The following is a 13,440-nucleotide window of genomic DNA, read 5'->3' as shown; positions in this document are numbered from 1 at the left end:
GGAGAAAAGCGCTACCGTACCGGAAGCGCGCCGGCGGCAAGCGCCGGCAGGTAGGCTGCAGACAATTCGGCATCGCTGAGCGCGGCCGGTTCGAGGCCGATGTGCCCCACCGTCTCGCCCTCCTCGAAGCTTATCCGGGCGTTGAACTTGCGCGCCAAGGCCCGCATCGCATCGTTGTGCGGATGGGTGGTGACACGTAGCTGGGTGTAGCCGAGGGCGCGCGCATGGGCGATGAGGCGCTGGAAAAGCTTGCTGCCGAGGCCGCGATGCTGCAGCGCCTTCTCGACGCTGAAGGCGATCTCGGCCGTGGGCGGATCGCTTTCCGGCCGCTCGTGCAGCTCCGCCGCCCCCAGGACGCGCCCGTCCTCGACATAGCCGACCACTGTCGCGCCCTGGCTGAAGCTGCGCGCGGCATAGTCTTCGAGAAAGGCGTCGCTGGCGACGCCATTGAAACGGTCGCGGCGGCTGTCGCCGTCAAGCCGCATCAGATGATCGCGGAAAAGGGTGAGCTCGGACGGCCTCAGGCGGCGCACCACGCCGAGCGGTCCTGATTCCTGTCTTGCCATACGTGCCATAAGTCGCACTCCTCGCGGGTTCCTCCCCGAGCCGTTCGACTCGGCGCGAATATGTGCAGTGCAACAAGGATGCGCAAGGGCCCCGCACCGCGCGCATTGCCGCATTGCGCGATCCGCATGGCTCGCATTTCGAGCTTTTTCCTGATAAAAAAACTCATGTTTTTTGTCATTCATCTCTGGAATTATTCTAAACTATGAGCCATATTAGGGTTCGCACGTGACGAAAGGGATTCCATGCGCCTGACCCGGCAAACCAACTACGCGATCCGCATTCTGATGTATTGCGCCGCCAACGAGGGGCGTTTGAGCCGGATTCCGGACATCGCGCAGGCCTATACGCTCTCCGATCTCTTCCTGTTCAAGATCCTGCAGCCGCTGGTGGAGAACGGGCTGGTGCAGACCGTGCGCGGGCGCAACGGCGGCGTGCGGCTTGCCAAGCCGGCCGAGGAGATCACGCTGTTCGACGTGGTGCGCGTGACGGAGGAGAACTTCACCATGGCCGAGTGCTTCGAGAACGACGGCACGGACTGCCCGCTGGTCGACGGCTGCGGCCTCAACGAGGCGCTGCGCAAGGCTCTCGGCGCCTTCTTCGAAGTGCTTTCCTCCTACACCATCCGCGACCTGGTCGAGGCCCGGCCCAACATGCGCGGCCTGCTCGGCATCGAGGAACGGCCAGCGCAGGCGGCGGCGGGTTAGGCGCAGAGTTGTAGGTCGGAGAGGCTGGCGCCCTGTCGCGCCCCCTCTGTCCTGAGCTTTGTCGAAGGGCCGGACATCTCCCCCACACGGGGGGAGATCAGCCTTCACGACGGCTTTCGCCAATCGCCAGCGTTGCAGAAGAAGTGTCGGAGCGAGCGGCCGACCAATCTCCCCCCTCGCGGGGGAGATGTCCGGCCCTTCGACAAAGCTCAGGACAGAGGGGGGCGCGACAGGGTGCCCACCTCCCCAGCCAACCCTCAAATCGCCGCCGCCATATCCCGCAGCGCCAGCACCGAGCGCCAGTTGCGCGCCGACATCGCCACCTTCAGTGTCGGCTCGATCTTCGGCGCGAAGAGGGATCTGCCCATGCCGTCCGGCGTGTGCAGGTAAAGCGCCCTGCCCCGGATGGCGAAGGTCTCCGTGCCCGTCGCCTTCTCCTGAAGTGCCGCCACCCTTTCGGCCTCCGGCACACGCTCCATCAGGAAGGCGTGCAGTTTCGTCGGTTCCTCGACGGCCTGCGGGTAAGGGTTCTGGGCGATGATTTCCTCCCACTCTTTAAGGCCGGCCACCAGGACGCTCTTGTGGAAATCCATCTTCTCGCGCACGAGTGCGGCGACCTTCGCGGCCACTTCCTCTCCCGTCATCGGTGAGGACAGTACGGCATTGCCGCTGTTGATGTAGGTCGCCACATTGGCGAACCCCGCCTCCGACAGCACGGCGCGGAGTGTCTTCACCGGGAGCTGCGTCGCACCGCCGACGCCGCGGAACAGGACTATATAGGCAGTTTGCTTGCTCATATCGTTGGGGTCATATCAAAAGGCTGGCGATCGTGTCGTTGTCGGTGATGTCCTGGTAGGCCCAGCCGGCCTCGTCGAAGCGCTTGGTCAGGACGGCGAAATTGCGCCGCTCCTTGGTCTCCAGGCCGATCAGCACGGAGCCGAAATTGCGCGCCGACTTCTTCAGGTATTCGAACCGTGTGATGTCGTCGTCCGGCCCCAGGAGGTCGAGAAAGTCGCGCAGCGCGCCCGGCCGCTGGGGAAAGCGGAAGATGAAGTACTTTTTCAAGCCCTCGAAGCGCAGTGCCCGCTCCTTGACGTCCGGCAGGCGCTCGAAATCGAAATTGCCGCCGGAGACGACGGCGACGACCGTGCGCCCCTTCAGTTCCTTGCGCGAAAAGTCCTTCAGCGCGTCGATGGCGAGCGCGCCGGCCGGCTCCAGCACCACGCCCTCGATGTTCAGCATCTCGATCATGGTGGCGCAGAGGCGATTTTCGGGAATCAATCGAACGGTTTGCGCCGGGAAGCTCTTCAATCGCTTGAAGGGCTCGCGGCCGATCTCGGCCACCGCCGCCCCGTCGACGAAATTGTCCACCTGGGCGAGCTTCACGCGCTTGCCCGCCGCCAGGCTCCTCTCAAGGCTCGGCGCGCCTTTCGGCTCGGCGAAGACGAAACCGGCATTAGCGCCCGTATCATGAAGAAAGCCGGTCACGCCCGCCGCGAGCCCGCCCCCGCCAACCGGCAGAAGCACGAGCGCACCGTCGAGCCCGCCGCCAAGCTGGCCGGCAAGCTCGTGCGCCACCGATGCCTGCCCCTCGATGATGTCGGGGTGGTCGAAGGGCGGCACCATGAGGGCGGCACTTGCGGCGGCGAAGCCGGCGGCCGCCTGGTAGCACTCGTCGAAATAATCGCCGACGAGGCGCACCTCGATGAACTCGCCGCCGAACAGCTTCGTCTTGTCGATCTTCTGCTGCGGCGTCGTCACCGGCATGAAGACCACACCCCTGCGGCCGAAATGACGGCACACGAAGGCAAAGCCCTGGGCGTGATTGCCGGCGGACGCGCAGACGAAACCGTCCGGTCCGACGCCGGCGGCGATGGCCTTGCGCATGAAGTTGAAGGCGCCACGGATCTTGTAGGAGCGCACCGGCGTCAGGTCTTCCCGCTTCAGGAACACGCGCGCGCCGGTCTTCTTCGACAGATAATCGTTCTCCTGCAGCGGCGTTTCGGGGAAAAGCTCCCGCAAGGCACCGGCCGCCTGCCCCACCCGCTCGACAAATGCGCTCATCTCGTCTCCCTTGCCTGATTTTCTTGCGCGCGTCTTCTTACGGCAAAAACAGATCGACCTTGCGGAAGGCCGTGACGTCGATGATGCCGATGTCGGAAATGCGTAATTCGGGGATGACGACGAGGGCGAGCAGCGAGTGCTGCATATAGGCGTTGTTGAGCGTGCAGCCCATGTCGCGCATGGCGGCGGCGAGCTTCGCCGCCTTCCCGGCCACCACCTCGGCCCGCTCGTCCGACATCAGGCCGGCGATCGGCATCTCCACCAGCGCCAGCTCCTTGCCCCTGGAGATCATCACCACGCCGCCGCCCACCTGGCCAAGCCGGTTCGCCGCCCTCGCCATATCCTCCTTGTTGGTGCCAACGACGATCATGTGGTGCGAATCGTGCGCTACCGTGGAGGCCATGGCGCAGTCCTGCGTGTAGCCGAAGCCGGAGACGAAGCCGTTGGTGACCGCACCGGTGCCGCGATGGCGCTCCACCAGCGCGATCTGGCAGACGTCGTTGCGCCGGTCCATCGCCACAACGCCGCCGGCGACGGGAAGCTCCGCGGAAAGCGCACGCGTCGGCGCCTGGTTTTCGATGACGCCGATGACGCGCGCCTTGACGCTGCGCGCGCCTTTCGGCGCCGGGATGTCGAAATCGTCGGCTACAAGGCGCTTGCCGAGCCGCACCGTCTTCTTGGCCGTCGCCGGATAGGCGTAGGCGGGGATTTCCGCCTCCAGCTTGCCGTCGCGGGCAAGGCGTACGCCGCGCGCGTAAACCTCGTCGATGACGAGCGCGGCCAGATCCGAGACGACGAGGAGATCGGCGCGCCTGCCCGGTGTGATCGAGCCCAGCTCGCGCTCCAGCTTGAAGTGCTCGGCCGTGTTGACGGTCGCCATCTGGATCGCCGTCACCGGCTTCAGCCCTTGCGCGATGGCGTGGCGCACGACGCGGTCCATATGCCCTTCCTGCACAAGAGTGCCGGAGTGGCTGTCGTCGGTGCACAGGATGAAATTGCGCGGGTCGAGCCCCTGCTCCGTCACCGCCTTGATCTGGCTTGCCACGTCGTACCAGGCCGAGCCGAGCCTCAGCATCGCCTTCATGCCCTGGCGCACACGGGCGATGGCATCCTCCATGCGCGTGCCTTCGTGGTCGTCCTCCGGCCCGCCGGCGACGTAACCGTGGAAGGCGCGGCCGAGCTCCGGCGAGGCGAAGTGCCCGCCGACTGTCTTGCCGGCCTCGACCGTGGCGGCGATCTCGCCCGCCATCACCGGGTCGTTGGCAGCCACGCCCGGGAAATTCATCACCTCGCCGAGGCCGATGATGTTGTCCCAGCCCATCGCCTCGGCGACGTCCTCGGCGCCGAGTTGAGCGCCCGCATTCTCCAGCCCCGGGGCGGACGGCACGCAGGAGGGCATCTGCACATAGACGTTGATCGCCTGCGCCGCCGCCTCGTCGTGCATCAGCCGCACGCCTTGAAGCCCCAGGACATTGGCGATCTCGTGCGGGTCGATGAACATCGACGTGGTGCCGTGCGGGATGACGGCGCGGCAGAACTCCGTCACCGTCACCATGCCGCTTTCCACATGCATGTGCGCGTCGCATAAGCCCGGCACCAGATAGCGGCCCCTGGCATCCACCACCTTGGTCCTGTCGCCGATGGCATGGCTGGCATCCGGCCCGCAATAGGCGAAGCGGCCGGCGGCGATGGCAAGGTCGGTGCCGGGGATAACCTCCCCCGAGTGAACGTTGACCCAGCGCCCGTTGCGCACCACCAGATCGGCGGGCTTGCGCCCCATGGCCACGTCGACGAGCAGGCGCGCGACGGCACTCCAGGGTTTCGGTTTCTTGGACAGGTCCGCGGCGGAAGCTGGCATGGTGGTCTCCTTCGGCCGCACTTTCGCAAACCTCCCGGCGCGATGCCACATAATTCAGGAGGCCGCATCAGGGCCGCATAATTCAGGGGGTTGTCAGCATCGTGCTTGCATCACGGCCGATGCAGCCCCACATCAACCGCTTCTAAAGCTAAATCCGGAGGGACACGGATGAACGTCGCCACGCAGACGATCAACCTCGCGGCCTACCTGCGCCGTGTAAAATACGAGGGCCCGCTGGAGCCGACGCTGGAGACGCTTGCCGCCCTCCACTTTCACCATCCCCTGGCCATCGCCTTCGAGAATCTCGACCCGCTTCTGCAGCGCCCGGTAAATCTCGACCTGGCTTCGCTTCAGGAGAAGCTCATCTTCGGTGGCCGCGGCGGCTATTGCTTCGAGCACAACCTGCTTTTCATGCATGTGCTTTCGACCCTCGGCTTCCAGGTCTCGGGACTGGCCGCGCGCGTTCTATGGGGCCGCCAGGAGGATGCCGTCACGCCGCGCGGCCACATGCTCTTGCGCGTCGAACTTCCCGAGGGCACCTATCTCGCCGACGTCGGCTTCGGCGGGTTGACGCTGACCGCGCCGCTGCGCCTTGAGGCGGGGCGTGAGCAGGAAACCCCGCATGAGCGCTTCCGCCTCGACCGCAACGGCGACACCTGGCGCATGCGCGCCGATATCGGCGGCGAATGGCGCTGCCTCTACCGCTTCAGCCTGGAAGAGCAGTTCCCGGTCGACTACGAAGTGACCAACTATTTCCTGTCGACCAGCCCGGCCTCCCACTTTCGGCATTCCCTGATCGCCGCGCGCCCCACGCCCGAGGGCCGCTATGCGCTCCTCAACAACCGCCTGAACGTCCATGGCGGCAACGGCTCGCGGCGCGAACTGACGGAAGCGGAAGAGATCGAGGCGGTGCTGTGGGACATCTTCGGCATCGACGTGCCGGAGGGACTGCCGGAGGCGCTGAAGCGCGAGGCGATCGCGTGAGAACCGGCCGCTGAACGCCGACGGTCCTCGTGGTCTGACCCAAACGGATGGTACCCATCCGTTTGAAAAAGCCAGCCCACAAGTTGTTGGTCTGGTGGGGCGATTTGCCCTGACAGATGGGTACCATCTGTCAGGATCGCAGCACTACGGACGGTCCCACTCCGGCGAAAAGCCGTAGTCGCAGAGGCGCCGCCCGGCGCTTCTCAGGCGGCTGATCGCCGCCATCTCGCCGGCGTCGAGCGAGAAGCCGAAGATGTCGGCATTCTCGGCCAGGCGCTCCTTGCGGCTGGTGCGCGGGATGACGGCGACATCCTCCTGCTCGAGGTGCCAGCGAAGCACGATTTGCGCCGGCGTCCTGCCGTGGCGCGCCGCCGCCTCGGCCACCGCCGGCTCATCGAGAAGCGCGCCGCCGCGATAGATGGGGCAGTAGGAGACCATGGCCATGCCGTTCTTGCGGCAGGCGGCGTGCACCTTGTCCTGGTTGAGATAGGGATGGTACTCGACCTGATTGGCCACCAGGGGCGCCTCGGACAGGCGCACCGCCTCCGCTAGAAGCCGCGATGGGAAGTTGGAGACGCCGATGTGGCGCGCAAGGCCCTCTTCGCGCACGCGGTTGAGCGCGTCCATGGTCTCGGCCAGCGGAATGGCCGGGTTCGGCCAATGAACGAGCAAGAGGTCGACATGGTCGAGGCTAAGGCGCTCCAGGCTTGTCGCCGCCGAGCGCTTCAGGTCGGCGGCCGCCAGATCCGTCCACCACACCTTGGTGGTGAGGAAGATGTCGCTGCGGGGAACGCCGGAGCGCCGGATGCCCTCGCCCACCGCGCGCTCGTTGCCGTAGATCGCCGCCGTATCGACATGGCGGTAGCCGATGCCGAGCGCATGGCTGACGAGATCGGTGCAGGTGCCGCCATCGAGGGTCCAGGTCCCCAGCCCGATCGCCGGTATTTCGGCGCCGTTCACAGATAGCTTCTTCACGGCTTCTCTTCTCCTTGCGCTGTTATCCGCCTGCGGAAAAGGCGCTTTCACGCCCGTGTGCATTGAACGACGGCCAAGAATATGCGTTCCTGCGCCGGCATTCACGACGCTGCCGGGGACGCTGAAGGTGCAACTGACGCCGACGGATCATCGACGAATCGAACTCATCGACATCGCCCGCGGCACCGCCCTGGTCGCCATGGCCATATACCATTTTACATGGGACCTCGACTTTTTCGGCTATATCGAGCCCGGCACGTCGGTGACCGGCGGATGGAAGATTTTTGCCCGTTCCATCGCCAGTTCCTTTCTGTTCCTGGTGGGCGTCGGCCTTTACCTGGCGCATGGGCGGGCTATCCGCTTGCGCTCCTTCGCCAGGAGGTTGGCGATGATCGCAATTGCGGCGGCGGCGATCACGGCGGTCACCTATTTCGCCACGCCGGATGCCTTCATCTTCTTCGGCATCCTGCACAACATCACGCTCTCGAGCGTGCTCGGCCTCCTTCTCCTGAGGCTGCCGGTTGCCGCGCTCCTGGCGCTCGCGGCAGCGGTCATCGCCGCGCCGCATTTCGTGCATGCGCCCTTTCTCGACCAGCCGGTCTTCTGGTGGACGGGGCTGTCGCGCAACGTCCCCGGCTCCAACGACTATATCCCCATCTTTCCCTGGTTCGGCGCCGTGCTCCTGGGCATCGCAGCCGCCAAAGCGGCGGCGCGCGCGGGCCTCTTCGCCCGCATGGCGGGGTTTGCGCCGGCAAGCCGTGTGCCGCTTCTGGGCGCGGCCGGGCGCCACAGCCTCGCCTTCTACCTGCTGCACCAGCCGGTGCTGTTCTCCAGCGTCTGGCTTTTCGCCCAGCTCATGCCGCCGGCCGCGCCCGACCGGGGGCAGTTCTTCCTTGAAGCGTGCAGCAGCCAATGTGCGGTCGAGCGCAAGGAAAACTTCTGCCGCGCCTATTGCGCCTGCGTGATGGAGGCAGCGACGACCGAGAACCGGCTTGGCGAACTCTACAACCCACGGCGCAGCGAGGCGATCCAATCCTGGCTGGAGGATGTTGCCTTTCGCTGCAGCGTGGAGAACAATGGATAAGGCTTGCGGAAATCCGCGGAGCGGTGACGCAGGACGGGAGGAGACAAAGTCATGAGCGATTCGGCCGAAGAGGCTCCAAGCCGCATTCCCTGGCCGCCGATCCTCTATCTCATCGCCGTCGCGGTCAGCGCGGCACTAAGCTATGCCGTGCCCCTACCCTGGCTCGGCCCGCCCCTTTCCGACCTGCTTTTCGCCGTTGGTTGGCTTCTGGTCGTGGCGACCATCCTCATGGACATCGCCGCCATACGGGCGCTACGGCGCGCCAACACGACCATCAATCCAACCAAGGTCGCCGACCATCTGGTGACGGGTGGCCCCTATGCCTTCAGCCGTAATCCCCTTTATTTGGGCAATACGGCGCTGATGTTCGCCATCGGCATGATAGCCGGTGCGCTCTGGTTCTTCGTCTTCGGCATCCTCGCAGCCTACCTCACGCAGAAGCTCGCCATCGAACCGGAGGAGCGGCATCTGGCGCTGCGCTTCGGCAAGCGCTACCGCGATTATCAGAAGAAGGTGCGGCGCTGGTTCTGAAGCAAGCTCAGGTCTTTACACCAAGCTCGGCCAACCGCTCCACGCAGGCTTCCTCCGCCTGGTCCAGCTCCTGCAGCGTGTCTTCCAGATCGCGGCGCTTCTGGCGCAGGTTCTGCCGCTTCTCCTCGATCTTCTGGATCATCAGGTGCAGCTGCGCCACCTCGCCGGGCGGCGTTCTGTAGACCTGGATGATCTCGCGGATCTCGTTGATGGAGAACCCCAGCCGGCGGCCGCGCAGGATCTGGCGCACCAGGTGCCGGTCGGAAGGGCGGTAGAGGCGCGTGCGCCCGCGGCGAACGGGGTGGATGAGCCCTTCGTCCTCGTAAAAGCGCAGCGTGCGTGTCGAGATGCCGAATTCGCGGGTGAGTTCCGTGATCGTGTAGTATTCCCGCATGCGCTCGCCAGACTCGCTTTCCCAAGAGGGGCGACACTGCCATCTGATTTACGTAAAAGTCAATTCATACCGCGCACTTTCCCGCTATTGGTCTGACCCAAACAGATGGTACCCATCTGTTTGGAAAAGTCAGCCCACAAGCTATTAATCCGGTGGGGCGATTTGTCCTGACAGATGGGTGCCATCTGTCAGGATCGCACCACCAGGACAACCGATACCGCCCCCTGGCCCTACCGGCCCCACCGCCAGCAAGGCTACGGCTCACCCGCGAACGCCCGGAGACCTGCCATGCTTCAGCCCTTGCCGGCCGCCGAGGAGCGCCGGCCAGACGACATCCATTCCTGGCTGCGGCTGACCCTGTGCCTGCTGCTCGGCACGATCGGCAGCGTGGGCATGTGGGCGGTGGTAGTGGTGCTGCCCGGCGTGCAGGCGGACTTTGCCGTGGAACGGGCCGACGCCTCCCTGCCCTATACCGCCGCCATGATCGGCTTTGCCGCCGGCAACGTGCTGATCGGGCGCTATGTCGACCGCATGGGCGTGGCACTGCCTGTGGCACTGGCGGGCGTGGCACTGGGGAGCGGCTTCATCCTGTCGTGCTTCGCGCAGTCGGTCTGGCAGTTCGCCCTCCTGCAGGCTCTGGTGGGTTTCGGCGCCTCGTCCACCTTCGGCCCGCTGATCGCCGACATCTCGCACTGGTTCGAGCGCCGGCGCGGCATAGCGGTGGCGGCTGCGGCCAGCGGAAACTATCTGGCGGGCGTCGTCTGGCCGACGGTCATCAAGCTCATGCTCGCCGGCACGGGCTGGCGCGTGACGTTTCTATACATCGGCATCTTCTGCATCGTGACGATCGTGCCGCTGGCGCTGCTCCTGCGCCCGCGCCCGCCCGCCGCCTCGCCGCTCGGCAGCGACGGGATGCCCACGGGCCTGCGCCGGCGGGCCGGGCCCAGCCCATTCTCGCCGCCCGTCCTGCAGGGGCTTCTGATCGTCGCCGGCGTGGCCTGCTGCGTGGCGATGTCGATGCCGCAGGTGCACATCGTCGCCTATTGCGTCGACCTCGGCTATGGCGTGGCGCGCGGCGCGGAGATGCTATCGCTGATGCTGGCCGGCGGCATTGTCAGCCGGCTCGCCTCCGGCTTCATCGCCGACTATATCGGCGGCGCGCGCACCGTGCTCATCGGCTCGGTGCTGCAGTGCCTGGCACTGATCCTCTATATCCCCTGGGACGGGCTGGCCTCGCTTTACATCGTGTCGCTGGTCTTCGGGCTGTCGCAGGGCGGCATCGTGCCTTCCTACGCCATCATCGTGCGCGAGTACCTGCCGGCGCGCGAGGCGGGGCAGCGGGTCGGCATCGTCATCATGGCGACGATCGCCGGCATGGCGCTGGGCGGATGGATGTCGGGTTTCATCTACGACCTCACCGGCTCCTACCAGGCCGCCTTCCTCAACGGCATCGCCTGGAACCTTCTCAACATCGCGGTGATCCTTTTGATCCTCCTGCGCCGGCCAAGCACGGCGCCGGCGGCGGCTTAGTTTTACGATTTACCGCCGGTATCCGCTTTTCGGGATCAAACAAGCCCGAACCACCAGGTGGCCAGGCCGAGGAAGGCGAAGAAGCCGAAGACGTCGGTCACCATTGTGACGAAGACGGACGAAGAGATGGCGGGGTCGGCGCCTGCCTTGTTGAGAAGCAGCGGGATGAGATTGCCCGCGACCGCAGCGGCGAGCATGTTGAAGATCATCGCCGCGCCGATGATGCCGCCGAGCTGGACGTTGTGAAACCAGATGGCCGCCACCGTGCCGACGATGAGAGCCAGGGTTACCCCGTTCAACAGGCCGACCAGGATCTCGCGCCGGATGATGCGGCCTGAATTGTAGATGTCGAGGTCGCGGGTGGCGAGCGCGCGCACGGTCACCGTCATGGTCTGCGTGCCGGCATTGCCGCCCGAGGACGCCACGATCGGCATCAGCACGGCGAGCGCCACCATCTGCTCGATCGAGGCATCGAAAAGGCCGATCACGGAGGCGGACATCAAGGCCGTGACCAGGTTGACCATGAGCCACGGCACGCGCGAGCGCGAGATGGCGAGCACGGTATCCGACAATTCCTCGTCGCCGACGCCGCCCATGCGCATCAGGTCCTCCTCGGCTTCTTGCGTGATGACGTCGACCACGTCGTCGATGGTCAAGACGCCGACCAGCCGCTCGTTCTCGTCGACGACGGCGGCCGATAGGAGATCGTACTGCTCGAAGATCTTCGCCGCCTCCTCCTGGTCCATGGTGGCCGGGATGGCATGGCGCGTCTCGCGCATCACGTCCTCGATCTTGACCGAGCGCCGGGTGCGCAGGATGCGGTCGAGATCGACGGCGCCGACGAGGCGGAAGGTCGGGTCGATGACGAATATCTGCGAGAAGGAATCCGGCAGGTTCTGCTCGTCGCGCATGTAGTCGATGGTCTGACCGACCGTCCAGAAAGGGGGGACGGCGACGAACTCCGTCTGCATGCGCCGGCCGGCCGTCTCCTCGGGATAGCCGAGCGAGCGGCGCAGGCGCACGCGCTCGGTGAAGGGGAGCTGCGCCAGGATCTCGTCCTGGTCTTCCTGCTCGATGTCCTCGAGGATGTAGACGGCATCGTCGGAATCGAGGTGCTGGAGAGCCTTGGCGATCTGGACGTTGGGCAGGCTGCCGACGATGTCGAGGCGGATCGCCTCATCGACCTCCGTCAGGGCGGTGAAGTCGAACTCCTCGCCCATGAGCTGGACCAGCGCCCGGCGCTGCTCCGGCATCAGGGCCTCGAGCAGGTCGCCGACCTCGGATTGGTGCAGGGTGCCGACATCCTTCTTCAGCGTCAGCGTGTCGCGGTCGGCGATAGCGGCGCCGATATGCGCAAGGAAGGGAGCGGCGATGACCCCGTCCTCGCCATAGATGCCGCGCTCCGGCGCGTCGGCCGGGGTGCCATCAATCCCTTGCGTTTCCGGCTCGCTCAACGGCGCTCTCCTCGGTTTTGACCCTGAAGCCGGTCCGGTTCACGATGCGGCACCTGTAGCGCGCGTCCGGCGCGAATACAAAGCCTGTCGCAGGCAATGCCGCAATAAGATTCGCAAAGAGCGTCCCAGGGGAAAGGAGCAGCATGCCCAACGCCGTCCACAGACAATCGCATGAGGCGGAAACGGCGGTGCCGCCGCTTGCAATCGGGTGGTACCGGACGACGGTCTTTTTACGCCGATTTGGCATATCTCAGGCTTGTTTCGCGGGAGGCGATTTGCTACATGCGCCGTGGCCGGTGGCAACCGGCCTTTCGTTGCGTGCGGTCGTGGCGGAATTGGTAGACGCGCAGCGTTGAGGTCGCTGTGGGGCAACCCGTGGAAGTTCGAGTCTTCTCGACCGCACCAATTTTTCTCCCTGCCTCATATAGCGCCGCCCGTTGAGAGCCTCGTGCTTAACGGGTGAGTTGCCATGACCGCTGCCGCATCGCCGGTCGTTGCTGGACCTTTTTGCTCTTTCGAGGTCATATGTCGGCATGGAGAAAAGACGATGAATGAGACGGCCGCACCACCCGCTCAGGCCTTTCACCCGCGCGCGGCGGCCCCGCCGGTGGAGTGGCGCGTCGAACCCGGGCTGACCCCTTATGAGACGGCGCTTGCCTTCATGGAGGCGCGCGCCGACGCCATCCGCGCCGGCCAGGCGGGCGAGATGGTGTGGCTGGTCGAGCACCCTCCCCTTTATACGGCGGGCACGAGCGCGGCACCCGGGGACCTGCTCGATGCGGGGCGCTTTCCGGTGCATAAGGCGGGGCGCGGGGGCGAATACACCTATCACGGGCCGGGTCAGCGCGTGGCCTATGTGATGCTCGATCTGAAGCAGCGGCGCGAGGACGTGCGCGCCTTCGTCACCGCGCTCGAAGAATGGATCATCGCCAGCCTTGCCCGCTTCAACGTCAAGGGCGAGCGACGGGCGGGCCGCGTCGGCGTGTGGGTCGTGCGGCCGGACAAGCCGCCGCTGCCGGACGGCACGCCGATGGAGGACAAGATCGCCGCCATCGGCATCCGCCTGCGCCGCTGGGTGAGCTTTCACGGTATCGCCGTCAATATCGAGCCGGACCTTTCGCACTACTCGGGCATCGTGCCCTGCGGGATTCCCGGCTTCGGCATCACCAGCCTGGTCGATCTCGGGTTGCCGGTGGCGCTGGCCGATTTCGACGTGGCGCTGAAACAGGCCTTCGAGGAGGTCTTCGGGCCGGCAGAAGCCGGGCGGGACGGGGCATTGGCAAGGAGTGCGTGAC

The 13,440-nt window shown here is 65.6% G+C and carries 13 protein-coding genes and 1 tRNA gene; 7 read left to right on the top strand and 7 right to left on the bottom strand.

All coding sequences use genetic code 11. The annotated features are described in order from the left end of the window. Window positions 1-11 precede the first annotated feature (11 nt). Window positions 12-575: a GNAT family N-acetyltransferase gene (locus GM910_RS04705; RefSeq protein WP_159586361.1), complete on the bottom strand. Its 564-nt coding sequence runs from the start codon at window positions 573-575 to the stop codon at window positions 12-14. Window positions 576-809: 234 nt separating this feature from the next. On the opposite strand from GM910_RS04705, the gene rirA reads away from it, so the two are divergent. Beyond that, window positions 810-1,271 carry an iron-responsive transcriptional regulator RirA gene (gene rirA / locus GM910_RS04700; RefSeq protein ID WP_159586360.1) on the top strand — a complete coding sequence of 154 codons (462 nt, stop codon included), beginning with the start codon at window positions 810-812 and terminating at the stop codon, window positions 1,269-1,271. Window positions 1,272-1,528: 257 nt separating this feature from the next. Here rirA and GM910_RS04695 read toward each other — a convergent pair whose 3' ends face one another. The 3 genes from GM910_RS04695 to ade are packed head-to-tail and all read right to left on the bottom strand — an operon-like array spanning window position 1,529 to window position 5,193. Continuing rightward, a complete protein-coding gene (locus tag GM910_RS04695; protein WP_159586359.1) occupies window positions 1,529-2,068 on the bottom strand; it encodes a DUF1697 domain-containing protein in 540 nt (179 codons plus the stop codon). Window positions 2,069-2,078: 10 nt separating this feature from the next. Further along, entirely contained in the window at window positions 2,079-3,335 is a 1,257-nt protein-coding gene (ilvA, locus tag GM910_RS04690; protein WP_159586358.1) for a threonine ammonia-lyase IlvA, read from the bottom strand. Between the two features lie 37 nt (window positions 3,336-3,372). After that, entirely contained in the window at window positions 3,373-5,193 is a 1,821-nt protein-coding gene (gene ade / locus GM910_RS04685) for an adenine deaminase (protein ID WP_159586357.1), read from the bottom strand. A 168-nt stretch (window positions 5,194-5,361) separates the two neighbouring features. Here ade and GM910_RS04680 point away from each other — a divergent pair, with 168 nt between their 5' ends. Then, the gene (locus GM910_RS04680) at window positions 5,362-6,177 is read left to right on the top strand and encodes an arylamine N-acetyltransferase family protein (RefSeq protein ID WP_159586356.1); all 816 of its coding nucleotides are present in this window, start codon (window positions 5,362-5,364) and stop codon (window positions 6,175-6,177) included. Between the two features lie 144 nt (window positions 6,178-6,321). On the opposite strand, the gene GM910_RS04675 is transcribed toward GM910_RS04680, so the two are convergent. Then, window positions 6,322-7,152 (bottom strand): aldo/keto reductase, encoded by an 831-nt coding sequence (locus GM910_RS04675; protein WP_159586355.1) that lies wholly within the window; start codon window positions 7,150-7,152, stop codon window positions 6,322-6,324. Between the two features lie 127 nt (window positions 7,153-7,279). On the opposite strand from GM910_RS04675, the gene GM910_RS04670 reads away from it, so the two are divergent. Both GM910_RS04670 and GM910_RS04665 read left to right on the top strand, forming a co-directional pair. Then, window positions 7,280-8,236, top strand: coding sequence for a heparan-alpha-glucosaminide N-acetyltransferase (locus GM910_RS04670; protein WP_246225850.1), 957 nt, complete (start codon window positions 7,280-7,282; stop codon window positions 8,234-8,236). A gap of 51 nt (window positions 8,237-8,287) precedes the next feature. After that, the gene (locus tag GM910_RS04665) at window positions 8,288-8,767 is read left to right on the top strand and encodes a methyltransferase family protein (RefSeq protein WP_159586353.1); all 480 of its coding nucleotides are present in this window, start codon (window positions 8,288-8,290) and stop codon (window positions 8,765-8,767) included. 7 nt (window positions 8,768-8,774) lie between these two features. Here the strand turns inward: GM910_RS04665 and GM910_RS04660 are convergent, their stop codons facing one another. Further along, window positions 8,775-9,161, bottom strand: a complete 387-nt coding sequence (locus tag GM910_RS04660; protein ID WP_159586352.1) for a MerR family transcriptional regulator — start codon at window positions 9,159-9,161, stop codon at window positions 8,775-8,777. Between the two features lie 288 nt (window positions 9,162-9,449). On the opposite strand from GM910_RS04660, the gene GM910_RS04655 reads away from it, so the two are divergent. Further along, entirely contained in the window at window positions 9,450-10,691 is a 1,242-nt protein-coding gene (locus GM910_RS04655; RefSeq protein WP_159586351.1) for an MFS transporter, read from the top strand. Window positions 10,692-10,726: 35 nt separating this feature from the next. On the opposite strand, the gene mgtE is transcribed toward GM910_RS04655, so the two are convergent. Continuing rightward, window positions 10,727-12,145 (bottom strand): magnesium transporter, encoded by a 1,419-nt coding sequence (gene mgtE, locus GM910_RS04650; RefSeq protein ID WP_159586350.1) that lies wholly within the window; start codon window positions 12,143-12,145, stop codon window positions 10,727-10,729. Between the two features lie 320 nt (window positions 12,146-12,465). Here mgtE and GM910_RS04645 point away from each other — a divergent pair. Together GM910_RS04645 and lipB are read left to right on the top strand one after the other, a co-directional pair. Then, window positions 12,466-12,550 (top strand) — tRNA-Leu (locus GM910_RS04645). Window positions 12,551-12,692: 142 nt separating this feature from the next. Then, window positions 12,693-13,439 carry a lipoyl(octanoyl) transferase LipB gene (lipB, locus tag GM910_RS04640; protein WP_159586349.1) on the top strand — a complete coding sequence of 249 codons (747 nt, stop codon included), beginning with the start codon at window positions 12,693-12,695 and terminating at the stop codon, window positions 13,437-13,439. Window position 13,440 lies beyond the last annotated feature (1 nt).

Origin of the sequence: Chelativorans xinjiangensis (assembly GCF_009812055.1) — a bacterium.
GTDB classification, from domain to species: domain Bacteria; phylum Pseudomonadota; class Alphaproteobacteria; order Rhizobiales; family Rhizobiaceae; genus Chelativorans; species Chelativorans xinjiangense.
The sequence above is the reverse complement of the archived record's forward strand: the minus strand, read 5'-3'. Positions and strand labels throughout refer to the sequence as shown.

Excerpts from the sequence above, each read along its gene's own strand:
- GM910_RS04705 (WP_159586361.1), bottom strand. The coding sequence starts at position 575 with ATGGCACGTATGGCAAGACAGGAATCAGGACCGCTCGGCGTGGTGCGC.
- rirA (WP_159586360.1), top strand. The coding sequence starts at position 810 with ATGCGCCTGACCCGGCAAACCAACTACGCGATCCGCATTCTGATGTAT.
- GM910_RS04695 (WP_159586359.1), bottom strand. The coding sequence starts at position 2,068 with ATGAGCAAGCAAACTGCCTATATAGTCCTGTTCCGCGGCGTCGGCGGT.
- ilvA (WP_159586358.1), bottom strand. The coding sequence starts at position 3,335 with ATGAGCGCATTTGTCGAGCGGGTGGGGCAGGCGGCCGGTGCCTTGCGG.
- ade (WP_159586357.1), bottom strand. The coding sequence starts at position 5,193 with ATGCCAGCTTCCGCCGCGGACCTGTCCAAGAAACCGAAACCCTGGAGT.
- GM910_RS04680 (WP_159586356.1), top strand. The coding sequence starts at position 5,362 with ATGAACGTCGCCACGCAGACGATCAACCTCGCGGCCTACCTGCGCCGT.
- GM910_RS04665 (WP_159586353.1), top strand. The coding sequence starts at position 8,288 with ATGAGCGATTCGGCCGAAGAGGCTCCAAGCCGCATTCCCTGGCCGCCG.
- GM910_RS04660 (WP_159586352.1), bottom strand. The coding sequence starts at position 9,161 with ATGCGGGAATACTACACGATCACGGAACTCACCCGCGAATTCGGCATC.
- GM910_RS04655 (WP_159586351.1), top strand. The coding sequence starts at position 9,450 with ATGCTTCAGCCCTTGCCGGCCGCCGAGGAGCGCCGGCCAGACGACATC.
- lipB (WP_159586349.1), top strand. The coding sequence starts at position 12,693 with ATGAATGAGACGGCCGCACCACCCGCTCAGGCCTTTCACCCGCGCGCG.